This is a genomic window from Pseudomonas sp. Pseusp3 (genome assembly GCF_047304225.1).
Classification (GTDB): Bacteria; Pseudomonadota; Gammaproteobacteria; order Pseudomonadales; family Pseudomonadaceae; genus Aquipseudomonas; species Aquipseudomonas fluorescens_CD.
Window position 1 is genome coordinate 48,031 of the sequence record NZ_JBGLYV010000015.1, and the last position, 21,575, is coordinate 69,605.

The following is a 21,575-nucleotide window of genomic DNA, read 5'->3' on the forward strand; positions in this document are numbered from 1 at the left end:
GGGAGCGGGCTTGCTCGCGAAAGCGGTGTGCCAAACAATATGGATGTTGAATGTGTCGGCCTCTTCGCGAGCAAGCCCGCTCCCACATTTTTACCGCCGGCGTTTTTCCAGCGAATACACAAACGGTGCAACGATTTCGATGGAGCCATTGGTCAGCATGTCGGCCGGTGGCTTGGGCAGCGGTTGAGCGCGGCGGATCATTTCCAGGGTGGCCCGGTCCAGATCGGCAGTGCCCGAGGCGCCTACCAGTTCAAACGACAACACATTGCCTTCGGCATCCACGACGAAACGCAGACGGTTCATCCCTTCCTTGCCCCGCGCCTGTGCACTGGCAGGGTACTTTTTGTACTTCTGCAGGTGTGCCAGCAGCGTGCCTTGCCAGCTGGCCTTGGCTGCCAGTTGAGCCGGCGACGGACCCGGGGCAGGCTGGGCGGATTTCTCCGTTGGCGCCTGAGTCTGTTGCGTTTCGGCCGGTTTTTCTTCGGCCGGTTTTTCCTTCGGCGGTTCGGGTTTCTTCTCTACCGGCTTGGGCGGCTGCGGCTTCGGCTTTGGCTTGACGGGCTTGGGCACGGCAATTTCAGCCTTCGGCGCTTCAGCGAGCTTGGGTATCGGCAGTTCTTCAACCGGAGCCGGTGGCTGCACAGGGGTGACGACCTTCGGCGGAGCAGGCGGTGGCGGGGCCGGAACCGGTGCCAGTTCGACCAGCATTGCCTGAGGAGGCAATTCGATGGGCGGACGGGTGGACCAGTTCAGCGCCAGTGCAATGGCCAGCGCGTGAACGCCCAGCACCACGGCCAGGCTACCGCTGTAACGCGTCAGCTTATGGCGCGTCGTGATCATTTCTTGACTGCCGACTCGAGACCGACCAGACCGACCTTCAGGTAACCCGCCGAGCGCAGGTTATCCATCACGCTCATCAGGTCGCCGTAATCCACGCCTTTGTCGGCCTGGAAGAAGATCGTCGTGTCTTTCTTGCCCTGGGTTCTGGCGTCGAGCGTGGCGCCGAGTGCTTCAGCCTTCACTTCGTCTTCACCGAGGAACAGGCGTTGGTCAGCCTTGACGCTGAGGAACACCGGTTTTTCTGGCCGCGGTGCCGGTTTGGCGGTGGAGGCGGGCAGGTCGACCTTGATGTCCACGGTGGCCAGCGGCGCCGCCACCATAAAGATGATCAACAGCACCAGCATCACGTCGATGAACGGCGTGACGTTGATTTCGTGGTTTTCGGACAGATCGTCGTCTGCCCCTTCTTTCAAATGCAGGCCCATGGCCGATTACCCCACTTTCACCATGTGCGGTTGCGAGCTGCGCTCAGGCTGGTGATCGAGGTCGCGGCTGACCAGCAGCAGGACTTGCGCCGAAGCATCGGACACCTGCGCCTTGTAGCCGGCGATGGAGCGGGCGAACACGTTGTAGATCACCACCGCAGGAATCGCCGCGACCAGACCCAGCGCGGTCGCCAGAAGGGCTTCGGCGATGCCGGGAGCCACGACGGCGAGGTTGGTGGTCTGGGTTTTGGCGATGCCGATGAAGCTGTTCATGATGCCCCACACGGTACCGAACAGGCCGACGAACGGTGCGGTGGAACCGATGGTCGCCAGTACGCCGGTGCCGCTGCTCATGTTGCGACCGCAGGCCGCGACCAGGCGCTCAAGACGGAAGCTGACGCGTTCCTTGATGCCTTCTTTCTCACGGCTGTTGACCGACAGGCGCATCTCTTCGAGGGCGTCATGGACCAGCAGGTTGGCCAGGGTTCCTTCCTTCGCCGCCGTGGCGCTGGCTTCCTTGAGGGAGGCGGATTTTTTCAGCTGGGCGATTTCACCACGCAGACGACGCTTGGCACCCATCAGCTCAAGGCCCTTGGCGATCCAGATGGTCCAGGTGATGATCGAGGCGATGGCCAGGCCGATCATCACGATTTTCACGATGATGTCGGCATTCTTGTACATGCCCCACGGCGACAGGTCATGGGCCATGCCCAGCGTGTTGTCGGCTTCGAGGACCTCAGGAACGTCTTCGCCAAGGGTGTCCGCAGCCTGGGCCGGGTCGGTGGCGGCAGGCGCCACGGCCGGGACTGTGTGGTCGGCAGGAGCGGCGGCTGCGACAGCTGGAGTGGCCGGTGCCTGGGCGTCAGCGAAAGCGGCAACCGGTGCCAGCATCAGGCTGAGCAGCAGGGCGGCCACCGCGCTCCAGGCGCGAGGTCGTTTGGTTGGCGAAGCGGGGAATTGATTGCGTGTCATGCTGGCCGGACCTGAGAGAATAAACGGGTGATGTTCTTCCAGGCCTCGAAAGGCCGAGAACAAAAGTGGGGCGCATTATTGCAAGTAATTCTTGTTAACAGAAGTAATAGCGTCTCTTTTTTTCCTGCATTGCTAGCCGCCTGTCTATGGCCGGCGCTAGTCTGTGGCTTTGCGATGGGAGTTTTCTGATGTCTGCGCCTACTGTTTTGATCGCCGGCTGCGGTGATGTCGGCAGCCGCCTGGCTACACAACTGCTGGCGGCAGGGTGGGAGGTCCAGGGTCTGCGGCGCGACGTTTCACGTCTGCCCGTGGGCGTCATCGGCGTTGCCGGTGACTTGTTCAACAAAGACTGCCCGGACACCTGGCCGGTCGGTGCCGTGGATTACCTGGTGTATTGCGCGGCGGCCACCGATCACGATGAAGCCGGTTACCGTGCTGCCTATGTCCAGGGCCTGGAGCATGTGCTGGAGTGGCTGAACGACTACGGACAGGTGCCCAACCGCCTGTTGTTCGTTTCCAGCAGCAGTGTTTACGGACAGCAGGATGGCGAATGGGTCGACGAGGCTTCGCCAGCCGTGGCGGCGGGCTATTCCGGACGTGTGATGCTCGAAGCCGAGCAACTTGCCCTTAAAAGCGGCATTCCGGCCAGTATCGTGCGCTTGACCGGCATTTACGGCCCCGGCCGTGAATGGCTGCTGACGCAGGTACGCCGGGGTTATCGCGTGGCGGTCGAGCCACCGTTGTATGCCAATCGGATTCATGCGGACGATGCCGCAGGGTTGATGGCGTGCCTGCTTGAGGCGGATCGGCGTGGGGTGGCACTGGATGATGTCTACATCGGCGTCGATGACGAGCCGGCGGCGCTGGCCGATGTGGTGAACTGGTTGCGCGGGTATCTGGGCGTGACCGAGTGGGACGACGACGCCAGCGTACGTCGCACCGGCAGCAAGCGTTGCACTAATGCGCGGGCCAAAGCCTTGGGCTGGGCGCCGAATTATCCAAGCTTCCGCGAGGGGTATGCGGCGATTCTAGAAGGCCGCTGCTGACTTACAGTCACCAGAAACCAAAATGTGGGAGCGGGCTTGCTCGCGAAGGCTATTTATCATTCAACGTTGATGTCGACTGATACACCGCTTTCGCGAGCAAGCCCGCTCCCACATTAAATCTTCTTTGCAGTCAGATCAGGGTTACTGCTTTTCCAGCAACCACTTGCGCTCGCCCGGGGTGAACGAGGGCATCTCGTCCGCCTGTGCCGTGTTCACGGCTTGGAAAATCTCCAGCTCTTTGCCCTTGCGCGCAAAGATCCAGGCGTTGCCCTGGCCATTGAGTTGCAGCCACATGTTGTCATTGCCGCCGCTCATGGATGCGCAATCGCCGGCCAGGCACAACGCATAACGATCGCTGCCTGGCAGGCCGCTCACCTGGCCGTCGGCCTGGAATTGAACCGTGCTGCCTTCTCCGGGGCCGCTGACGATTGTCCAGCCACCGCCCATGTACGCTGAATACAGTGCGCGCTCGAAACTGGCACCGATCGGAGCGCCATCCGGTACCGGAGTCGCGGCGCGATCGAAAACCTGCTCGGGCTCGTTGTCGCTGGCAGACTGGCTCAGTTGCTTGCCGTCACGCTTCAGTTCGCTGGCCGAGCTGCCATAAAAGTCGACTTTCCAGGCGCCGGATTCTTCACCCAGCAGCTTGCCTTCGACGTTTTCAAAACCGTTGGTGTAGCGGGCCTGGCTGGCCTTGGTGTTGATGTCCCATTCCAGGTTCGGGCCATAGGCCTGGAGCGCTTCACGCAGGGGGACGCCTTTGGCTGCAGCATCGATCGCCACCTGGTTGATCCAGGTGCCGCTGATATCACGATCGGCAGGGTTGCTGGCACATCCGCCCAGGAACAGGGCGAGCAGCGAGAGAGCAAGCGCGTTGCGCATGGTGGAATCCTTTCAAGCTTTCTTTACAGCAGAGCAGTCGGCGCAGCCCGAGGCTGCGCCGCACGGATTACTCGATGACCAGGATGGCATCCATTTCAACCTGCGAACCCTTTGGCAGGGCTGCTACGCCGATGGCGGCGCGGGCAGGGTAAGGCTGGTCGAAGTACTTGCCCATGATCTCGTTGACCTTGGCGAAGTGGCTCAGGTCGGTGAGGAAGATGTTCAGCTTGACGATGTCCTTGAACGAACCGCCAGCGGCTTCAGCCACGGCCTTGAGGTTCTCGAACACCTGGACGGTCTGGGCTTCGAAGCCTTCGACCAGTTCCATGGTTTTTGGGTCCAGAGGAATCTGACCCGACATGTAAACGGTGTTGCCAGCCTTGATCGCCTGGGAGTAAGTACCGATGGCGGCCGGGGCCTTGTCGCTGGTGATAACAGTCTTGGTCATGAATGACTCCTTGTAATGGATGGATTGCTACGCACGCATGCGGGTGATTCGAATCACCCCGGTCAAGGCGCGCAGTTTCTTGATCACGCGGGCCAGGTGCACGCGGTCGTGCACGCTGACCACCAACTGGACCACGCTGATGCGACCATCGCGTTCGTCCATGCTGATTTTCTCGATGTTGCCGTCGGCGGCGTTGACGCTGCTGGCCAGCAGGGCGATCAGGCCGCGCTGGTGCTCCAGCTCGACGCGCAGCTCGACGTTGAATTCGCCGGTGACATCCTTGGCCCACGAGAGCTGGATGCATTTTTCCGGGTTGTGGCGGATTTCGCTGATGTTGCGGCAGTTGTCCAGGTGCACGACCATGCCTTTGCCAGCGGACAGGTGGCCGACAATCGGGTCGCCCGGGATCGGCGTGCAACACTTGGCGTAGCTGAGCACCAGGCCTTCGGTACCGCGAATCGCCAGCGGGCCTTCCGGGCTTGGTAACTGTTCGCCCTCGCCCAGCAGTCGGCGGGCCACCACATAGGCCATGCGATTGCCCAGGCCGATGTCTTCCAGCAAGTCTTCGATCAGTTCGAGGCGGTACTCGACGAGCATGGCCTTGACGCGCTCGGCCGGGATTTTTTCCAGCGCGCTGTCGAAACCGTTGAGGACCTTGTTCAGCAGGCGTTCGCCGAGGCTGATGGACTCGGAGCGACGTTGCAGTTTCAGTGCATGGCGAATGTGTGTGCGCGCCTTGCCGGTGACCACGAAGTTGAGCCAGGCCGGGTTCGGCCGCGCGCCGGGAGCACTGACGATCTCGACCGTGGAGCCGCTTTGCAGCGGTTCGGACAGCGGCGCGAGACGACGATTGATCCGGCAGGCAATGCAGCTGTTGCCGACGTCGGTATGCACCGCGTAGGCAAAGTCGACCGCCGTGGAGCCCTTGGGCAGCTCCATGATCCGGCCTTTGGGCGTGAACACGTAGACCTCGTCCGGGAACAGGTCGATCTTCACGCTTTCGATGAATTCCAGCGAGTTGCCGGCGCGTTGCTGCATTTCCAGCACGCCCTTGACCCACTGACGGGCGCGGGCATGGGTGCCTTTGGGCTGCTCGTCGCCGCTGGATTTGTACAGCCAATGGGCGGCGATGCCGTTGTTGGCCATCTCTTCCATTTCGCGGGTGCGGATCTGGATCTCGATCGGCACGCCGTGCATGCCGAACAGCGTGGTGTGCAGCGACTGATAGCCGTTGGCCTTGGGGATCGCGATGTAATCCTTGAAGCGTCCCGGCAATGGTTTGTACAAATTATGTACAGCACCCAGCACGCGGTAGCAGGTATCGACCTTGTCGACGATGATCCGGAACGCATAGACGTCCATGATCTCGTTGAAGGCCCGACGCTTGCCGCGCATTTTCTTGTAGATGCCGTAGAGGTGTTTCTGGCGACCGCTGACCTCGCCCTGGATGCCATCGATGGCCAGGCAGTGGCTCAGGGACTCTTCGATCTTGTTGACGATTTCCTTGCGGTTGCCCCGGGCGCGTTTGACGGCCTGGTAGATCCGCGCGGAACGCATCGGGTGCATGGCCTTGAAGCCGAGGTCTTCGAACTCGATGCGGATGGCGTGCATGCCCAGCCGGTTGGCGATGGGCGCATAGATTTCCAGGGTTTCCTTGGCGATGCGCCGGCGCTTTTCGCCGGACAGCACTTCCAGGGTGCGCATGTTGTGCAGGCGGTCGGCCAGCTTGACCAGGATCACGCGAATGTCGCGGGCCATGGCCATGGCCATTTTCTGGAAGTTTTCAGCCTGGGCTTCGGCCTTGGTCTCGAAGTTCATCTGGGTCAGTTTGCTGACCCCGTCGACCAGTTCGGCCACGGTTTCGCCGAACTGCGCTTGCAGCGCCTCTTTGGCAATGCCGGTGTCTTCGATCACGTCATGCAGCATCGCAGCCATCAGGCTCTGATGGTCCATGTGCATGTCGGCAAGAATATTCGCAACCGCGAGTGGGTGCGTGACGTACGCTTCGCCGCTACGGCGGCGTTGGCCGTCGTGGGCTTGTTCAGCGTAGAAATACGCTCGGCGGACCAGGTTGACCTGGTCCTTGCCGAGGTAGGCCGATAAGCGATCGGCGAGGGCGTCTATGCTCGGCATGATGTCTCCTGCCACAAGCTGTGATCCCGCGCCGTGCCACGTCGACCAGGCATAGGCTTAGACGGCCTCGTTGGACTCGTCCTCGAATGCAGCAAAAAGCGGTTCATCTTCAACGATTTCGGCTTCGGCGATAGCTGCGTAGTCGATCAGGCCTTCAGCGATTTCGCGCAGGGCGACGACGGTAGGCTTGTCGTTTTCCCATGCTACTTTCGGCTCTTTGCCGCCGGTGGCCAGTTGACGGGCACGCTTGGTAGAGAGCATGACCAGCTCAAAGCGGTTATCCACGTGTTCTAGGCAGTCTTCAACGGTTACGCGGGCCATGGTCTTCCTCGTAGCAAATGCAATATGCGCGCTGCCCGGATGGGCGAGCGGACTCAACAGTTTAAAAAATCACCAGCGATTAGGGAAGCGCTGATTTTTTGACCAAGCCCTTCAACGCGCTGCAAGTGCCAATGTAAAGCCCTTGCAACGGTTTTGGGAAGAGCTGATTAACCGAGCAATTCAGCCAGCAATTTGCCGAAACGCACCTGTTGGCGTTTCTGCTGCAGCTGATTGGCGCGGAAAATCGCCTTCAGATCGTCCAGCGCATGGGCGAAATCGTCGTTGATGATCAGGTAGTCGTATTCGACGTAATGGCTCATCTCGCTGACGGCTTCACGCATCCGGCCGTCGATGATCTCGTCGCTGTCCTGACCGCGGTTGGTCAGGCGCTGGTGCAAGGCCTGGAGCGACGGCGGCAGAATGAAAATCGAGCGTGCCTGCGGCATCAGCTTGCGCACTTGCTCGGCGCCTTGCCAGTCGATTTCAAGGATCAGGTCGTGACCTTCGTCCAGTGTCTGCTGCAGGCGGCTTTGCGAGGTACCGTAAAAGTTGCCGAAGACTTCGGCGCGTTCGAGGAAGTCGCCGTGCTCGCCCATCTTCACGAACTCTTCGCGGGTCACGAAGTGATAGTTCACGCCGTCCACTTCACCCGGACGCATGGCACGGGTGGTGTGGGAAATCGATACGCGAATCTCCGGATTGGCGTCGGTCAGGGCCTTGACCAGACTGCTCTTGCCCGCGCCCGAAGGGGCGGAAATGATGTACAGGGTGCCGGTGCTGTGGGTCATGTCGGGGTAGCCTTACTCAATGTTCTGCACTTGTTCGCGCATCTGCTCGATCAACACCTTGAGGTTGACCGCAGCCTGGGTGCTGCGCGGGTCGAAGGCTTTGGAGCCCAGTGTGTTGGCTTCGCGGTTGAGTTCCTGCATCAGGAAGTCCAGGCGCCGACCGGCAGCGCCGCCGGATTTGAGCACCCGGCGAACTTCGATGATGTGAGTGCTCAGGCGATCCAGTTCTTCGGCGACGTCGCTTTTTTGCGCGAGCATGACCATTTCCTGCTCCAGGCGCTGCGGATCCATCTCGGCCTTCATGTCGGCGAAGCGGTCGAGGACTTTCTGGCGCTGGGTGGCGAGCATCTGCGGGACCAGTTCGCGCAAGGTGACCACGTCTTCTTCGATGGAGCTCAGGCGTTCGTTGATCAGCCGAGCCAGCTCCGCGCCTTCGCGCTCGCGGCCGGCCTTCAGTTCTTTGAGAGCCTGATTGAACAGTGCCAGCGCTTCTGCGTTCAGGGCTTGTGGGTCGGTGGCGTCGCCAACCAGTACGCCGGGCCAGGCCAGGACCTCCAGCGGGTTCAGCGCTGCCGGGTTGTTGATCAGGCTGGCGATGGTCTCGGCAGCGGCGACCAGTTGCGCGGCGCGCTCCTGATCGACTTGCAGTGCTTTGCCGGTGTTCTCTTCGGTGAAGCGCAGGGTGCATTCGAGCTTGCCCCGCGATACACCCTGGCGCAGGGCTTCACGAACAGCGCCCTCGAGGTCGCGAAAGGACTCCGGCAGGCGCAGGTGGGGCTCCAGGTAGCGGCTGTTGACCGACCGCAGTTCCCAGCTCAGGGTGCCCTGGACGCCGGCTTTTTCGACGCGGGCGAAGGCGGTCATGCTGTGCACCATGGCGGTACCTCGCAATGCGGATCGGCACAGAACCGAGGTTCCGGCAATCCGATATCAATGAATTAAAGCCGACTGGCAGCAAAGGCGCAGGATTGTAGCGCAGTGGCGCGGATGCGCCCAAACACAGGGTGTGACAAAGAGCGGCAGGCCTTCGCCGACGCGCGGTACAGAGCCATCGGTCGTCGGCGGATTTTTTTAGAAGTGCCCAGTGGCGGCCGTCGGCTCTATAATGCTCCGCAGTTTTCCGTCCCCAGTACAGGTATTCCCTATGATACGTCCAAGTGGTCGCGCTGCCGATCAGCTCCGCTCGATCCGCATCACCCGCAACTACACCAAACACGCCGAGGGTTCTGTGCTGGTCGAGTTCGGTGATACCAAGGTCATCTGCACCGTCAGCGTTGAACCGGGCGTACCGCGTTTCCTGAAAGGCCAGGGCCAGGGTTGGCTGACTGCCGAGTACGGCATGCTGCCGCGTGCTACCGGCGAACGTAACCAGCGTGAAGCCAGCCGTGGCAAGCAGGGCGGCCGTACCCTGGAAATCCAGCGTCTGATCGGTCGCTCCCTGCGCGCCGCGCTGGACATGTCCAAGCTGGGCGACATCACCCTGTACGTCGACTGCGATGTGATCCAGGCTGATGGCGGCACTCGCACTGCTTCGATCACCGGCTCCATGGTTGCACTGATCGATGCCTTGAAAGTCATCAAGAAGCGTGGCGGCCTGAAAGGCGGCGACCCGGTCAAACAGATGATCGCCGCTGTTTCCGTGGGCATGTACAAGGGCGAGCCGGTGCTCGACCTCGACTACCTGGAAGACTCGGCCGCCGAGACTGACCTGAACGTGGTGATGACCAGCGCTGGCGGTTTCATCGAAGTCCAGGGCACTGCCGAAGGCGCGCCGTTCCAGCCTGAAGAGCTGAACGCCATGCTCGAACTGGCCAAGAAAGGCATGAACGAGATCTTCGAACTGCAAAAGGCCGCCCTGGCCGACTGACCGGGCTGCTCCAGACAAGGAGGACACCATGAGTGACGAGCAACTGCCGCTGCCCACGCCGAGCCAAGAGGCGCGTCAGTGGGCCATGTTTTGTCACTTGTCCGCCTTGCTGGGGATCTGGATTCCGTTCGGCACGATCATCGGCCCGCTGATTCTCTGGCAGATGAAGCGCGAGATGGACCCGTTTATCGATGCCCAGGGCAAGGAAGCGTTGAATTTTCAGATCAGCGTCGCGATCGCCTCGGCGATCTGCTTCCTGCTGATGGTGGTGATTATCGGTTTCTTCCTGTTTGGCCTGATCGCCATTGGTGCGTTGGTATTGACCATCATCGCCGGGGTGAAAGCCAATGAGGGTTTCCATTACCGGTATCCATTCACCTGGCGATTGATCAAATAATCACCGCCGATCCCTTGTAGGAGCGAGCTTGCTCGCGATGGTGCATCAGTTGACACCAATGTGGCTGACACACCATCGCGAGCAAGCTCGCTCCTACAGAAAGGCAAATCAGCACCCACAAAAAAGCCGACATCGCTGTCGGCTTTTCTGCATCTGACGCTTAAATGGTCAGCGTCCAGTCGTAGTCCACGATCAGCGGCGCGTGTTGCGAGAACCGCGGCTGGCGTGGCAGGCGTGCGCTGCGTACGAAGCGGCGCAGGCCCGGGGTCAGCAGTTGATAGTCGAAGCGCCAACCGAGGTTGAGCATCTCCGCCTGTTCGTTGTCCGGCCACCAGCTGTACTGGTCGCCTTCGCGGCTGACTTCCCGCAGGGCGTCGACATAACCCATGTTGCCGACAATCTCGTCCATCCAGGCACGTTCAGGTGCCAGGAAGCCCGGAGATTGCTGGCTGTCACGCCAGTTCTTGATATCCAGCTTCTGCTGCGCCACGTACAGCGAGCCACAATAAATGTACTCGCGGCGTTTGCGCCGCTGCTTGTCCAGGTACTTGCCGAAGTCGTCCATGAGCTTGAACTTCTGGTTCAAGTCCTCATCGCCGTTCATCCCCGAAGGAAGCAGCAAGGTGGCAATACTGACTTTGTCGAAATCTGCTTGCAGGTAGCGCCCGTAGCGGTCGGCCGTCTCGAAACCGAGACCGCTGATGACAGCCTTCGGTTGCAGCCGCGAATACAAAGCCACGCCGCCTTGGGCAGGGACTTCAGCATCGCAGGCATAAAGGAAGTAGCCATCCAGTTGGAAGGCTGGGTCATCCAGTTCAAAGGCGGAGGCACGGGTGTCCTGCAGGCAGATGACGTCGGCATTCTGTGCTTGCAGCCAACTGAGCAAACCACGCTCGACTGCAGCCTGAATACCATTGACGTTCACACTGATGATCCGCATAAATGGCCCCAAAAATCGCGTGCGTGTATGATACACGGCGTCAAGCTAATTAGCTAAATCCGTGGTATTTGGGGTTTTTTTCATGCAAGCGTATCAGCGCGATTTCATCCGTTTTGCCATCGATCGCGGCGTTTTGCGCTTCGGTGAGTTCACCCTGAAGTCCGGGCGCACCAGTCCTTACTTCTTCAACGCGGGCCTGTTCAACTCGGGTTCGGCCCTGGCGCAGCTGGGTCGTTTCTACGCCGCCGCCATTGCCGAAAGTGGTATTCCCTTCGACGTGCTGTTTGGCCCAGCCTACAAAGGCATTCCTTTGGCGGCGACCACTGCGGTGGCGTTGGCCGAGCATCACAACCGTGACCTGCCATGGTGCTTCAACCGCAAGGAAGCCAAGGCCCATGGCGAAGGCGGCAGCCTGGTTGGCGCACCGCTGACCGGTGAAGTGCTGATCATCGACGACGTGATCACCGCTGGCACGGCGATTCGTGAAGTGATGCAGATCATCGCCTCCCAGGACGGCGCCAAGGCGGCAGGCGTGCTGATCGCCCTGAACCGTCAGGAACGCGGCAACGGCGAGTTGTCGGCGATCCAGGAAGTCGAGCGTGACTTCGGCATACCGGTGATCAGCATCGTTTCGCTGAACCAGGTGCTGGAATTCCTGGCAGACGATCCACAGCTCAAGCAGCACCTGCCAGCCGTGGAAGCCTACCGCGCCCAGTTCGGCGTTTAACACGCTGGCCTTGTAGGAGCAGCCGGTCGACGCTCGATTGCTCGCGATGGACGTCCCAACAACGCGGGTTGTCAGGCACCCCGCGTTATCGTTGACGTTTTTCGCGAACAAGCTCGCTCCTACAAGGGGCTCTTTGTTTGTGCTGTCAGTGCAGTCTTCGCCATTTTCCTATCAGTTTTAGTGCCAATCCCAGATTGAATAGCGCGAACCCCAGCAGCGCCACGACAACTAGAACGTATAGCGTGCGGTCCACATCGAAATCCCACAGATCCAGTTTGCTGCCACGCATGATTCGAGCGGCGGCCGGCAGGTTGACGTAAAAAAGTGCGGTGAAGGCGCCGGTCAGGGGCAGGGCGCAACCGAGCAAAACGCCTGAAACCTTCTCTCGGCTACGTTTTCTGGCCAGTGGGCCTGGTTGCTTTTCATCCAGTCCCAACGCTTCATGCAATTTTGGCCATGCCAGGTTGAACATGAATGTGGTCAGGGTCAGCAGCAAACCACTGACCGCGACGATGTCACTGAACGGCATTCAGGCCCAGTGTCCGGCACAGCAGCGCGTGGGAATCCTCGCTGATTTCGAACTGCCCGGCACTGCCTTTGCGTTTGATGATGGGTTTGAAAGTCGGCTCGTTCTGGGTGATCAGCATGTTCAGTTCATCGCGGATGACGTCCGAGCTGATCACCACCAGATGCACCGTCTGCGCGTGCTCCGCAGACTCGACCACGGCTCGCATGCTGTGCTGCAAGATCTCGTCCAATTGATTGCGAAAGCGTGAAACCGTGTTTTTCAGCAGGGTTTTGCTTTGGCTCTGAGTCAGCTGGAAAATCGTCGATATCTGCGATTCGGTTGGCAGGGTCTGCCCGAAGTAGCTTTGAATCAGATACAGCAAACGGTCCTGTTTTGCTTCATCGGCCCGGCTCGGCATGCCGCCTTCAACCAGCATTTTCAAGTATTCAGTCAGGCTCGCCTTGGCGATACGCTGTAAGGCATGAGCAATTTCCGTGTCGGAAATCTTCAGGGTTTTCTTGACCGGCTCCTTCTGCTCCTGCTCGAAAGCCTGGGCGTCGATCGTGAACGAGATCTGCATGGCTCAGTGCCTCCGTGGCTATTTTTTGCTCGCAGGGCTGGTTGTCTCGGCCTTTTTGATCTCGACGGATTTGTCGGTTTTTTCCGGATACGGATCATTCAGGGCGTCGCCCTGGCCGGTCAATACTTTCCAGGCTTTGCGCGTGTGAGGGGTCTTTTTGAAATCAGGGCAGGGTGGCATTGATGTTTGCGACGGACCTGAATACTCAAATCCGCAGTCAACGCAGGCGTAGGTGCCTGCTGAAATGTCACTGCCGTATGGAACATGGTCTTTTTGCATGGGTAGATCTCCTGTGGATGCAGGGAAGATCCTATGCAGATTGATTCCTTAATGATGTCGGACGTTTCGTTATCTGAAGTAAGGCATTTCCTGCACGCATAAAAAAGATCGCAGACTTCGTCAGCACCTACGGAATATTCATACATCCGTAGGTGCCGCTGAAGGTTGCGATCTTTTTGACGTTCTTGAATCAGTGACGCTTGCGATTGCTGATCAAGGTGCCCACACCGGTATCGGTGAAGATTTCCAGCAGGATCGCGTTCGGCACGCGGCCGTCGATGATCAACGAGCTGCCCACGCCGCCCTGGACCGCTTCCAGCGCGCAACGGATCTTCGGCAGCATGCCGCCGTAGATGGTGCCGTCGGCGATCAGTTCGTCGACCTGTGCAGTGCTCAGGCCGGTCAGGACCTTGCCCGACTTGTCCATCAGGCCGGCGATGTTGGTCAGCAGCATCAACTTCTCGGCTTTCAGCGCTTCGGCGACTTTACCGGCCACCAGGTCAGCGTTGATGTTGTACGACTCGCCGTTGGCGCCGACACCGATGGGCGCGATCACCGGAATGAAGTCGCCCTTGACCAGCAGGTTCAGCAGGTCGGTGTTGATCCCGACCACCTCGCCCACATGGCCAATGTCGATGATTTCCGGGGTGGTCATCTCCGGGGTCTGACGGGTGACGGTGAGCTTCTTCGCACGAATCAGCTCAGCGTCTTTACCGGTCAGGCCGATGGCGCTGCCGCCATGACGGTTGATCAGGTTGACGATGTCCTTGTTGACCTGGCCGCCGAGGACCATTTCCACCACGTCCATGGTCGCGGCGTCGGTGACGCGCATGCCGTCGACAAAGTGGCTCTCGATCGACAGTCGCTTGAGCAGGTCACCGATTTGCGGACCGCCGCCGTGAACCACCACCGGGTTGATGCCCACGGCCTTCATCAGCACGATGTCGCGGGCGAAGCCGGTTTTCAGCTCCTCGCTTTCCATCGCGTTGCCGCCGTATTTGATCACCAGTGTCTTGCCGACATAACGGCGGATGTAAGGCAACGCTTCGGACAGGACCTTGGCGGTGTTGGCGGCGGCTTCGCGTTCGAGGGTCATTCAGGGCTCCGGGTGAATCAGAACGGTAGTTGGAGATCAGGTGCAACGCGCTTGAGCTGGATGCGGAACACATCCTTGATGCGTTGCAGTTCAGCCTCGTCATCGGCCTCGAAACGCAGCACCAGCACCGGTGTGGTGTTGGATGCGCGTACCAGGCCCCAGCCTTTGGCATAGTCGACTCGCACGCCGTCAATGGTGGTCAGGTCGGCGCCTGCGCCCCACTGTGCGTCGTGCAGTGCATCAATGATGCTGAATTTGCTCTCTTCGGTCACATGGATATTGATTTCCGGCGTAGAAATATCGTTCGGGAAGGTCGCGAACAGCTCTTCCGCCGAGGATTTTTCCTTGCTGAGGATCTCCAGCAACCGCGCGGCGCTGTAAATGCCGTCGTCGAAACCGAACCAGCGCTCCTTGAAGAAGATGTGCCCGCTCATTTCGCCGGCCAACAGGGCGCCGGATTGTTTCATTTTCTTTTTGATCAACGAGTGACCGGTCTTCCACATTAGCGACCGGCCGCCGTATTCCTTGATCAGCGGGATCAGGCGGCGGGTGCATTTGACGTCGAAGATAATCTCGGCGCCCGGGTTGCGTGCCACGACGTCGCGGGCGAACAGCATCAGCAGGCGGTCCGGGTAGACGATGCTGCCGGTATTGGTCACCACGCCGACGCGGTCACCATCGCCATCGAAGGCCAGGCCGATGTCAGCCTGGGTTTCCTTGACCTTGTTGATCAGGTCCACGAGGTTTTCAGGTTTGCCCGGGTCCGGGTGGTGGTTCGGGAAGTTGCCATCGACTTCGCAGAACAGCGGGATGACTTCGCAGTTCAGCGCTTCGATCAGTTGCGGGGCGATCACGCCGGCCGCGCCGTTGCCGCAGTCGACCACCACTTTCAGGCGACGGGCCAGCTTGATGTCCTGGACGATTTCAGTGGTGTAGCGGTCGAGGATCTCGACCTGGGTGACGCTGCCCTGGCCGCTGCTCAGGTTGTTGGTCTTGAGGCGGTCGTGCAGGGCCTGGATCTGTTCGTTGGCCAGGGTGTCGCCGGCAATGACGATCTTGAAGCCGTTGTAGTTCGACGGGTTGTGGCTGCCGGTGAGCATCACACCGGATTTGCCGGCGAGTACGTTGGCGGCGTAGTAGAGCGCCGGAGTCGGGACCAGGCCGACATCGCTGACATGGCAGCCGCTGTCGGCGATGCCTTTGATCAGCTGCGAGACCAGCTCCGGGCCGGACAGGCGGCCATCGCGACCGACGGACACGTTCGGTTCGCCCTGGGCCAGGCTCTGGGAGCCGACGGCACGGCCGATCCAGTAAGCGGTCTCAGCGTTCAGGAATTCCGGAACGGTGCCGCGAATGTCATAGGCGCGGAAGATGCTGTCAGGAAACTTGGGTGCGATGTTGGCCGGGGTGTTCATCTGTGGAAATGCTCCATCTCGAAAGTGGCTGGACAGGCCGCCGAGTCATTCGACGGCAGGTTCAAACTGAAGGGTATGACGGCGTTTTCCACAGAGAGTTCGTGGTGTGAAAGGGCCATGACGCCCCCGACGGCAAGGGTTTGGCTCGGTAATGCCTTGATTTTCGGTGCTAAACCTTGCAGATGACAATTTGAATTTTGTGGCGAGGGAGCTTGATCCCCCGCCACAGAAGAGCGTGACCGGATCAACGGGTACCGGTATGGCCGAAACCGCCAGTGCCGCGCTCGGTTTCAACAAACTCTTCAACCATCTCGAAATGAGCCTGTACCACCGGCACCAGCACCAGTTGCGCCAGGCGCTCGCCGACCGGCATGGTGAATTCGGTCTGGCCGCGGTTCCAGCAGGAGACCATCAATGGGCCCTGGTAGTCGGAGTCGATCAGCCCCACCAGGTTACCCAGCACGATGCCGTGCTTATGGCCCATCCCGGAGCGCGGCAGAATCAGCGCTGCCAGGTTCGGGTCACCGATGTAGACCGACAGACCGGTAGGGATCAGCACGGTTTCACCCGGCTTGATCACGGTGTCCTGTTCCAGCATGGCGCGCAGGTCGAGGCCGGCGGAGCCCGGTGTGGCGTATTGCGGCAGCGGGAATTCGGTACCGATGCGGGGGTCGAGGATCTTGGCTTGCAAAGCGTGCATGTAAATTAAACCTGGTTCAGACGTTCGGCGATAAAAGTGATCAGCTGGCGAGCAATCTTGCTCTTGCTGGTCTGGGCGAAGAGTGTGGCGTGAAGCTCACGGTCGATGACGCTGCAGGCGTTTTCTTCGCTGTTGAAGCCAATGCTCGGGTTGGCGACGTCGTTGGCGACGATCAGATCGAGGTTCTTGTCTTTCAACTTGCGTGCAGCGTAATCGAGCAGGTGCTCGGTCTCGGCGGCGAAACCGACACTGAACGGGCGGTCGGGGCGGGTGGCGATGGTGGCCAGAATGTCCGGGTTGCGCACCATCTGCAGCAGCAGGCCGTCGCCGTTCGTAGGATCTTTCTTGAGTTTCTGTGGGGCGACGACTTCCGGGCGGTAATCCGCGACTGCTGCCGAGGCGATGAACAGATCGCAAGGGATCGCCGCTTCGCAGGCGGCCAACATGTCGCGGGCGCTGACCACGTCGATGCGGGTGACGCGATCCGGGGTCGGCAGGTGCACCGGGCCGGTGATCAGGGTCACGCGGGCACCGGCTTCCACGGCGGCTTCGGCCAGGGCAAAGCCCATTTTCCCGGAGCTGTGGTTGGTGATGTAACGCACCGGGTCGATGTTTTCCTGGGTCGGGCCGGCCGTGATCAGTACGTGTTTGCCGGTCAGTGCCTGGCGCTGGAAGCAGTCGGCGGCGCATTGGGCCAGTTCAAGGGCTTCGAGCATGCGCCCCAGGCCGACGTCGCCGCAGGCCTGGCTGCCGGAGGCTGGACCGAAGACCTTGATGTCGCGGTTTTCGAGGGTTTGCAGGTTGGCCTGGGTCGCCGGATCGCGCCACATCGCCTGGTTCATTGCCGGCGCAACAGCGACCACTGCGTCAGTGGCCAATACCAGCGTGGTCAACAGGTCATCGGCAATGCCTTGGGCCAGGCGTGCGATCAGGTCCGCCGTGGCGGGGGCGATCAGCACCAGGTCGGCCCATTTGGCCAGTTCGATATGGCCCATGGCCGCTTCGGCCGCCGGGTCCAGCAGGTCCAGGTGGACCGGGTGCCCGGACAGGGCCTGCATGGTCAACGGGGTGATGAACTCTGCGCCGCCTCGGGTCATGACCACGCGCACTTCGGCGCCCTGGTCGATCAGGCGGCGAACCAGGTCGGCGCTCTTGTAGGCAGCGATGCCGCCGCCGACGCCCAGAACAATGCGTTTCCGATACAGCCGCTGCATAGGCCTGCCTTTCAATTCGTTGGTGACATACGTGGCGAAACCCCCTCCCCAGGGTGAATTCGCCCGCAAAAAAGATGGGCTACGATATCACAGCGACCGCTACGGAACAGCGGTGCCCACAGACAGGGAGGTGCTATGAGTATTCGCGATTGGCCGGCGGCGGAGCGGCCGCGGGAGAGGTTGCTTGAACAGGGCTCGGGAAGTCTTTCGGACGCCGAACTGCTGGCGATTTTTTTACGAACGGGCGTGGTGGGCAAAAGCGCGGTAGATCTGGCGCGGCACCTGTTGAACCAGTTTGGCAGCCTGCGCTCGCTGCTTGAAGCCGACCAGGAAACGTTCAGCAAGCAACTGGGGCTTGGTCCGGCGAAATTTGCCCAACTGCAAGCTGCTCAAGAAATGAGCAGGCGTCATCTGGCCGAGCGTGCGCGCCAAAAATCGGCACTGGAGAATCCTCAGGCGGTTCGCGAGTACCTGAAATCGATGCTGCGCCACGAGCCACACGAGGTGTTTGGTTGCCTGTTTCTCGATTCCAGGCATCAGGTGCTGGGGTTTGAGACGCTGTTTCGTGGCTCCATCGACAACACCAGCGTGCATCCGCGAGAGGTGGTCAAGCGCGCCTTGGCCAACAACGCAGCGGCTTTGATCCTCTGCCACAACCACCCGTCGGGTAACTCCGATCCCAGCCAGGCCGACCGAGTGCTCACCAAGCGCCTGCAAAAGGCGCTGGAGCTGATTGACGTGCGGGTGCTGGATCACTTCATCATCGGTGATGGCGACCCGCTGTCGATGGCTGAGTATGGCTGGATGTGAATGATTCACTGTAGGAGCGAGCTCTGCTCGCGATGGTGGCCGGGGCACCGCTTTCATTCAGGCGGCCCTCGTCATCGTTGAAGTCCATCGCGAGCAGAGCTCGCTCCTACAGGGGTTCAGCCGTTTATTTCAGGTTCACCCTGGAGTAGTCCTGCCGACCGAACGGGCTGACCGAGTACCCCTCGACATCCTTGCGCGTCAGGGCGAAGGCCGTCGGGTGGGCCAGGGGTAGCCACAGCGCCTGCTGCTGGATCTGCGCCTGGGCCTGTTCGTAGAGCTTGCTGCGCACACCTTGCTCGCCGGTGGTCTTGCCGGCGCTGATCAGCTTGTCCAGGTCCTGGTTGCAGTAGCGGGCGAAGTTGGTGCCGGATTTGACCGCGGCGCAGGAAAACTGCGGCGTGAGGAAGTTGTCCGGGTCGCCGTTATCGCCAGCCCAGCCCATGAACAGCAAGTCGTGTTCACCGGCCTTGGCGCGGCGGATCAATTCGCCCCATTCGATTACGCGGATCTCGGCCTGAATGCCGATTTCCGCGAGGTCAGACTGCAGCAGTTGGGCGCCGAGGCTTGGGTTGGGGTTGAGCAGGCTGCCGGAAGGGCGGGTCCAGATGGTGGTCTGGAAGCCGTCCTTGAGTCCGGCCTTGGCCATCAATGCCTTGGCTTTTTCGATGTCACGGGGATACCCCGGCAGGCTTTTCGCGTAGCTCCAGGTGTTTGGCGGGTAGGGGCCGTTGGCGGCTTCGGCAGTGCCTTCGAACACGGCTTTGAGGTAATTGGCCTTGTCGAACGCCAGGTTGATCGCCTGGCGCACCTCAGGTTTGTCCAGCGGTGGATGCTGGCTGTTGATGCCGACGAATGCGGTCATGAACGCGTCAGTCTTTTCGACTTTCAGGGTCGGCTCTTTCAGCGCGGCCTGTACGTCCAGTGGCTTTGGCGACAGGGCAATCTGGCATTCGTTGTTACGCAGTTTCTGCAGGCGCACGTTGGCGTCCGGGGTGATGGCGAAGATCAGCGGGTCCACCGACGGTTTGCCACCGAAGTAATCCGGGTTGGCCTTGTAGCGGATCGAGGCGTCCTTCTGAAAACGGGTGAACACGAAAGGCCCCGTGCCGATTGGTTGGCTGTTGAGCTTCTCGGGCGTGCCGGCCTTCATCAGTTTGTCGGCGTATTCGGCCGAATAGATCGAGGCGAAGCCCATGCTCAGGGTCGCCAGGAAGGTCGAGTCCGGGTGGTCGAGGGCGAAACGCACGGTCTGCGGATCAAGGGCGTCGATCTTCTTGATCAGTGCAGGCAACTGCATCGATTGCGCATGCGGAAAGCCGCTCTGGGCGACCTTGTGCCACGCATTGGCCGGGTCGAGCATGCGGTCGAAGCTGAAAATCACGTCTTCGGCATTCAGGTCGCGCGTCGGAGTGAAGTACTCGGTGCGATGGAATTTCACCTGCGGGTGCAATTTGAACACGTAGGTCAGGCCGTCGGGGCTCACTTCCCAGCTGTCGGCGAGGCTGGCAACCACTTTGCCACTGGCCGTGTCGAAGTCCACCAGGCGATTCATCAACACATCGGCCGAGGCGTTGGTGGTGGTCAGCGAGTTGTACTGCACCACGTCGAACCCTTCAGGGCTGGCCTCGGTGCAGACGCTCAGGGCGGCAGCAAAGGCCTGTGGGCTCAGCAGAAGCGGGGCGAGCAACAGCGGTAGGGCAGCAAGGCGCATGGTCGGTTCCTTTACAGATCGAAGGCCCATCTGCAAGTGCAGTCTGGAAAAGGCTTACCCTAGTGGGCTCTTTTGTAAATGACTATCCCCTTTTTCATTTTGAGGTGACTATAGGCGCCTGATTTTGCTGTGCCCGCTTGGGAAACCCGCGATTGAGGTGTCTGGCAGATTTTCTGCGACGAGCGGTCGCAAGCGCCGACAGCCTTTATCCAAAGCGCTTGAGGCAGGAAAAAACGGGTTTTTATCAGTTCAAGGCACAGCGAATGTTGTTGCTCTCCAGTCTTTCTGGTATAAAGCAGCGCTCTTTTCTAGGGGCCCGGTTCCTTCACTGTAGGTGTAGCCGGTAAGACCTCTAAAGAATCGCGGCGCCTGGCGCCACAATGACTAGAGATTAAGCGGCCAACCCATGCCGGGTTGGGCATGTGGTTTTAGAGGGCTGAGGCATGTCTAGAGTATGTCAAGTTACCGGTAAGGGTCCGGTGACTGGGAATAACATTTCCCACGCAAACAACAAAACCCGTCGTCGTTTCCTGCCGAACCTGCAGCATCACCGCTTCTGGGTTGAAGAAGAGAAACGTTTCGTGCGTCTGCGCGTATCTGCCAAAGGCATGCGCATCATCGACAAGCGTGGCATCAGTGTCGTGCTGGCCGAACTTCGTCGCGATGGCAAGGTTTAAGGGAGCTAATCATGCGTGAATTGATTCGTTTGATTTCGAGCGCCGGTACTGGTCACTTCTACACTACCGACAAGAACAAGCGTACTACTCCGGACAAAATCGAGATCAAGAAATATGATCCGGTTGTTCGCAAGCACGTGATCTACAAGGAAGGCAAAATCAAGTAATTGATTTTTCCCTCTTACGAAAAAGGCCCGTATCGCGAGATACGGGCCTTTTTTGTTGCCTGTGGGTTATGCGGTGCCTGTCAGGGCTCCTTCGCGAGCAAGCCCGCTCCCACACGCACATGTGGTGTTCACTGAAGCTTGAATGTGGGAGCGGGCTTGCTCGCGAAGGGGTCAGCCCTGACAACGCAAGTCTTCAAGCCTTCTGTTCAAACGCCACATAGATCTTGCGGCATGGCTCCAGCACTTCCCAGGTGCCGCGAAAGCCTGCCGGGATCACAAAGCGATCACCCACGCGCAGCGTCTTGGCGTTGCCGTCGAGGTCACGTATCACGGAAACCCCCTGCACGATTTCGCAGTATTCGTGTTCGGTGAAGTTCACCGTCCACTGGCCGACAGCCCCTTCCCACACGCCGGCGTTCAATTGGCCGCAAGGGCTGTTGTAATGGTTGTACACCACTTGCTCGGGATCACCTTTCAGTACTTTGGTCGGATCCGGGCGATAGCGTTCGGCGGCGGTGGTGGCCTGGCTGAAGTCGACGATATTCTGGATGCTCATTGTTGTATTCCCCCGTGAATGCGACGCGAGTGGTTGGTAGAAGCAAAGTCTATGTTTATTAAAATGAACATCGCAA

At 60.0% G+C, this 21,575-nt stretch carries 25 protein-coding genes and 1 pseudogene; 7 read left to right on the top strand and 19 right to left on the bottom strand.

All coding sequences use genetic code 11. The features are described from left to right. Positions 1-90: 90 nt before the first annotated feature. Genes ACCD00_RS07595 through exbB form a run of 3 tightly spaced genes read right to left on the bottom strand, consistent with a single transcriptional unit; the run spans position 91 to position 2,237 of the window. On the bottom strand, positions 91-840 hold the full coding sequence (locus ACCD00_RS07595) for an energy transducer TonB (RefSeq protein WP_057395887.1): 750 nt from the start codon (positions 838-840) through the stop codon (positions 91-93). Then, entirely contained in the window at positions 837-1,265 is a 429-nt protein-coding gene (gene exbD, locus ACCD00_RS07600) for a TonB system transport protein ExbD (protein ID WP_103395949.1), read from the bottom strand. Before exbD ends, ACCD00_RS07595 begins: the two co-directional genes overlap by 4 nt. A 6-nt stretch (positions 1,266-1,271) precedes the next feature. Continuing rightward, positions 1,272-2,237 (bottom strand): tonB-system energizer ExbB, encoded by a 966-nt coding sequence (gene exbB / locus ACCD00_RS07605; RefSeq protein ID WP_413423317.1) that lies wholly within the window; start codon positions 2,235-2,237, stop codon positions 1,272-1,274. A gap of 188 nt (positions 2,238-2,425) precedes the next feature. Between exbB and ACCD00_RS07610 the strand changes: the two genes are divergently transcribed. Beyond that, positions 2,426-3,283, top strand: coding sequence for an NAD-dependent epimerase/dehydratase family protein (locus ACCD00_RS07610; protein ID WP_413423319.1), 858 nt, complete (start codon positions 2,426-2,428; stop codon positions 3,281-3,283). A 141-nt stretch (positions 3,284-3,424) separates the two neighbouring features. On the opposite strand, the gene ACCD00_RS07615 is transcribed toward ACCD00_RS07610, so the two are convergent. From ACCD00_RS07615 to ACCD00_RS07640, 6 genes are all read right to left on the bottom strand, one after another. After that, entirely contained in the window at positions 3,425-4,165 is a 741-nt protein-coding gene (locus ACCD00_RS07615) for a hypothetical protein (protein WP_413423321.1), read from the bottom strand. Positions 4,166-4,232: 67 nt separating this feature from the next. Beyond that, positions 4,233-4,613, bottom strand: a complete 381-nt coding sequence (locus ACCD00_RS07620) for a RidA family protein (RefSeq protein ID WP_003229509.1) — start codon at positions 4,611-4,613, stop codon at positions 4,233-4,235. Positions 4,614-4,640: 27 nt separating this feature from the next. Then, complete coding sequence (spoT, locus tag ACCD00_RS07625; protein ID WP_085723649.1) at positions 4,641-6,746, bottom strand: bifunctional GTP diphosphokinase/guanosine-3',5'-bis pyrophosphate 3'-pyrophosphohydrolase; 2,106 nt, start codon at positions 6,744-6,746, stop codon at positions 4,641-4,643. A gap of 57 nt (positions 6,747-6,803) precedes the next feature. Then, positions 6,804-7,067, bottom strand: coding sequence for a DNA-directed RNA polymerase subunit omega (gene rpoZ, locus ACCD00_RS07630; protein ID WP_007921129.1), 264 nt, complete (start codon positions 7,065-7,067; stop codon positions 6,804-6,806). A gap of 167 nt (positions 7,068-7,234) precedes the next feature. Continuing rightward, positions 7,235-7,855: a guanylate kinase gene (gene gmk, locus ACCD00_RS07635; RefSeq protein ID WP_003229498.1), complete on the bottom strand. Its 621-nt coding sequence runs from the start codon at positions 7,853-7,855 to the stop codon at positions 7,235-7,237. Positions 7,856-7,867: 12 nt separating this feature from the next. After that, positions 7,868-8,731, bottom strand: a complete 864-nt coding sequence (locus ACCD00_RS07640; protein ID WP_413423325.1) for a YicC/YloC family endoribonuclease — start codon at positions 8,729-8,731, stop codon at positions 7,868-7,870. 268 nt (positions 8,732-8,999) lie between these two features. On the opposite strand from ACCD00_RS07640, the gene rph reads away from it, so the two are divergent. Continuing rightward, positions 9,000-9,722, top strand: coding sequence for a ribonuclease PH (rph, locus tag ACCD00_RS07645; RefSeq protein WP_057395880.1), 723 nt, complete (start codon positions 9,000-9,002; stop codon positions 9,720-9,722). A 28-nt stretch (positions 9,723-9,750) separates the two neighbouring features. Further along, entirely contained in the window at positions 9,751-10,119 is a 369-nt protein-coding gene (locus tag ACCD00_RS07650; protein WP_413423327.1) for a DUF4870 domain-containing protein, read from the top strand. A 160-nt stretch (positions 10,120-10,279) separates the two neighbouring features. On the opposite strand, the gene ACCD00_RS07655 is transcribed toward ACCD00_RS07650, so the two are convergent. Beyond that, a complete protein-coding gene (locus ACCD00_RS07655; RefSeq protein WP_003229491.1) occupies positions 10,280-11,059 on the bottom strand; it encodes an exodeoxyribonuclease III in 780 nt (259 codons plus the stop codon). A gap of 82 nt (positions 11,060-11,141) precedes the next feature. On the opposite strand from ACCD00_RS07655, the gene pyrE reads away from it, so the two are divergent. Beyond that, entirely contained in the window at positions 11,142-11,786 is a 645-nt protein-coding gene (pyrE, locus tag ACCD00_RS07660; RefSeq protein ID WP_007954442.1) for an orotate phosphoribosyltransferase, read from the top strand. 145 nt (positions 11,787-11,931) lie between these two features. Here pyrE and ACCD00_RS07665 read toward each other — a convergent pair whose 3' ends face one another. The 7 genes and pseudogenes from ACCD00_RS07665 to coaBC form a co-directional block, all read right to left on the bottom strand. Then, positions 11,932-12,315 (bottom strand): hypothetical protein, encoded by a 384-nt coding sequence (locus tag ACCD00_RS07665; protein WP_413423329.1) that lies wholly within the window; start codon positions 12,313-12,315, stop codon positions 11,932-11,934. Then, the gene (locus ACCD00_RS07670; RefSeq protein ID WP_413423331.1) at positions 12,302-12,874 is read right to left on the bottom strand and encodes a hypothetical protein; all 573 of its coding nucleotides are present in this window, start codon (positions 12,872-12,874) and stop codon (positions 12,302-12,304) included. The genes ACCD00_RS07665 and ACCD00_RS07670 overlap by 14 nt, the downstream gene beginning before the upstream one ends. An 18-nt stretch (positions 12,875-12,892) precedes the next feature. Further along, a complete protein-coding gene (locus ACCD00_RS07675) occupies positions 12,893-13,153 on the bottom strand; it encodes a hypothetical protein (protein WP_413423333.1) in 261 nt (86 codons plus the stop codon). A gap of 190 nt (positions 13,154-13,343) precedes the next feature. Next, positions 13,344-14,249 (bottom strand): acetylglutamate kinase, encoded by a 906-nt coding sequence (argB, locus tag ACCD00_RS07680; RefSeq protein ID WP_007996521.1) that lies wholly within the window; start codon positions 14,247-14,249, stop codon positions 13,344-13,346. A 17-nt stretch (positions 14,250-14,266) separates the two neighbouring features. After that, positions 14,267-15,643 (bottom strand): annotated as a pseudogene (locus ACCD00_RS07685) (phosphomannomutase/phosphoglucomutase); the annotation flags it as partial. A gap of 265 nt (positions 15,644-15,908) precedes the next feature. Continuing rightward, positions 15,909-16,364, bottom strand: coding sequence for a dUTP diphosphatase (gene dut, locus ACCD00_RS07690; RefSeq protein WP_007975171.1), 456 nt, complete (start codon positions 16,362-16,364; stop codon positions 15,909-15,911). Positions 16,365-16,369: 5 nt separating this feature from the next. Next, positions 16,370-17,578, bottom strand: a complete 1,209-nt coding sequence (gene coaBC / locus ACCD00_RS07695) for a bifunctional phosphopantothenoylcysteine decarboxylase/phosphopantothenate--cysteine ligase CoaBC (protein ID WP_413423335.1) — start codon at positions 17,576-17,578, stop codon at positions 16,370-16,372. Between the two features lie 135 nt (positions 17,579-17,713). On the opposite strand from coaBC, the gene radC reads away from it, so the two are divergent. Then, positions 17,714-18,388 (top strand): RadC family protein, encoded by a 675-nt coding sequence (radC, locus tag ACCD00_RS07700; RefSeq protein ID WP_413423337.1) that lies wholly within the window; start codon positions 17,714-17,716, stop codon positions 18,386-18,388. Between the two features lie 124 nt (positions 18,389-18,512). On the opposite strand, the gene ACCD00_RS07705 is transcribed toward radC, so the two are convergent. Next, the gene (locus ACCD00_RS07705; RefSeq protein WP_413423339.1) at positions 18,513-20,099 is read right to left on the bottom strand and encodes an ABC transporter substrate-binding protein; all 1,587 of its coding nucleotides are present in this window, start codon (positions 20,097-20,099) and stop codon (positions 18,513-18,515) included. A 443-nt stretch (positions 20,100-20,542) separates the two neighbouring features. Here ACCD00_RS07705 and rpmB point away from each other — a divergent pair, with 443 nt between their 5' ends. Beyond that, positions 20,543-20,776 (top strand): 50S ribosomal protein L28, encoded by a 234-nt coding sequence (rpmB, locus tag ACCD00_RS07710; RefSeq protein WP_003177273.1) that lies wholly within the window; start codon positions 20,543-20,545, stop codon positions 20,774-20,776. A gap of 11 nt (positions 20,777-20,787) precedes the next feature. Beyond that, positions 20,788-20,943 carry a 50S ribosomal protein L33 gene (gene rpmG / locus ACCD00_RS07715; protein ID WP_003177274.1) on the top strand — a complete coding sequence of 52 codons (156 nt, stop codon included), beginning with the start codon at positions 20,788-20,790 and terminating at the stop codon, positions 20,941-20,943. A gap of 193 nt (positions 20,944-21,136) precedes the next feature. Here rpmG and ACCD00_RS07720 read toward each other — a convergent pair whose 3' ends face one another. Continuing rightward, a complete protein-coding gene (locus ACCD00_RS07720) occupies positions 21,137-21,499 on the bottom strand; it encodes a cupin domain-containing protein (protein WP_057395874.1) in 363 nt (120 codons plus the stop codon). Between the last annotated feature and the right edge of the window lie 76 nt (positions 21,500-21,575).

Bases quoted from the DNA above. Each gene is read 5' to 3' on its own strand.
- ACCD00_RS07595 (WP_057395887.1), bottom strand. From the start codon at position 840: ATGATCACGACGCGCCATAAGCTGACGCGTTACAGCGGTAGCCTGGCC.
- ACCD00_RS07665 (WP_413423329.1), bottom strand. From the start codon at position 12,315: ATGCCGTTCAGTGACATCGTCGCGGTCAGTGGTTTGCTGCTGACCCTG.
- gmk (WP_003229498.1), bottom strand. From the start codon at position 7,855: ATGACCCACAGCACCGGCACCCTGTACATCATTTCCGCCCCTTCGGGC.
- ACCD00_RS07655 (WP_003229491.1), bottom strand. From the start codon at position 11,059: ATGCGGATCATCAGTGTGAACGTCAATGGTATTCAGGCTGCAGTCGAG.
- rpmG (WP_003177274.1), top strand. From the start codon at position 20,788: ATGCGTGAATTGATTCGTTTGATTTCGAGCGCCGGTACTGGTCACTTC.
- ACCD00_RS07675 (WP_413423333.1), bottom strand. From the start codon at position 13,153: ATGCAAAAAGACCATGTTCCATACGGCAGTGACATTTCAGCAGGCACC.
- dut (WP_007975171.1), bottom strand. From the start codon at position 16,364: ATGCACGCTTTGCAAGCCAAGATCCTCGACCCCCGCATCGGTACCGAA.
- rpoZ (WP_007921129.1), bottom strand. From the start codon at position 7,067: ATGGCCCGCGTAACCGTTGAAGACTGCCTAGAACACGTGGATAACCGC.
- radC (WP_413423337.1), top strand. From the start codon at position 17,714: ATGAGTATTCGCGATTGGCCGGCGGCGGAGCGGCCGCGGGAGAGGTTG.
- ACCD00_RS07650 (WP_413423327.1), top strand. From the start codon at position 9,751: ATGAGTGACGAGCAACTGCCGCTGCCCACGCCGAGCCAAGAGGCGCGT.
- ACCD00_RS07615 (WP_413423321.1), bottom strand. From the start codon at position 4,165: ATGCGCAACGCGCTTGCTCTCTCGCTGCTCGCCCTGTTCCTGGGCGGA.
- pyrE (WP_007954442.1), top strand. From the start codon at position 11,142: ATGCAAGCGTATCAGCGCGATTTCATCCGTTTTGCCATCGATCGCGGC.
- rpmB (WP_003177273.1), top strand. From the start codon at position 20,543: ATGTCTAGAGTATGTCAAGTTACCGGTAAGGGTCCGGTGACTGGGAAT.
- coaBC (WP_413423335.1), bottom strand. From the start codon at position 17,578: ATGCAGCGGCTGTATCGGAAACGCATTGTTCTGGGCGTCGGCGGCGGC.
- exbB (WP_413423317.1), bottom strand. From the start codon at position 2,237: ATGACACGCAATCAATTCCCCGCTTCGCCAACCAAACGACCTCGCGCC.
- ACCD00_RS07640 (WP_413423325.1), bottom strand. From the start codon at position 8,731: ATGGTGCACAGCATGACCGCCTTCGCCCGCGTCGAAAAAGCCGGCGTC.
- rph (WP_057395880.1), top strand. From the start codon at position 9,000: ATGATACGTCCAAGTGGTCGCGCTGCCGATCAGCTCCGCTCGATCCGC.
- ACCD00_RS07620 (WP_003229509.1), bottom strand. From the start codon at position 4,613: ATGACCAAGACTGTTATCACCAGCGACAAGGCCCCGGCCGCCATCGGT.
- ACCD00_RS07670 (WP_413423331.1), bottom strand. From the start codon at position 12,874: ATGCAGATCTCGTTCACGATCGACGCCCAGGCTTTCGAGCAGGAGCAG.
- exbD (WP_103395949.1), bottom strand. From the start codon at position 1,265: ATGGGCCTGCATTTGAAAGAAGGGGCAGACGACGATCTGTCCGAAAAC.
- ACCD00_RS07720 (WP_057395874.1), bottom strand. From the start codon at position 21,499: ATGAGCATCCAGAATATCGTCGACTTCAGCCAGGCCACCACCGCCGCC.
- argB (WP_007996521.1), bottom strand. From the start codon at position 14,249: ATGACCCTCGAACGCGAAGCCGCCGCCAACACCGCCAAGGTCCTGTCC.
- spoT (WP_085723649.1), bottom strand. From the start codon at position 6,746: ATGCCGAGCATAGACGCCCTCGCCGATCGCTTATCGGCCTACCTCGGC.
- ACCD00_RS07610 (WP_413423319.1), top strand. From the start codon at position 2,426: ATGTCTGCGCCTACTGTTTTGATCGCCGGCTGCGGTGATGTCGGCAGC.
- ACCD00_RS07705 (WP_413423339.1), bottom strand. From the start codon at position 20,099: ATGCGCCTTGCTGCCCTACCGCTGTTGCTCGCCCCGCTTCTGCTGAGC.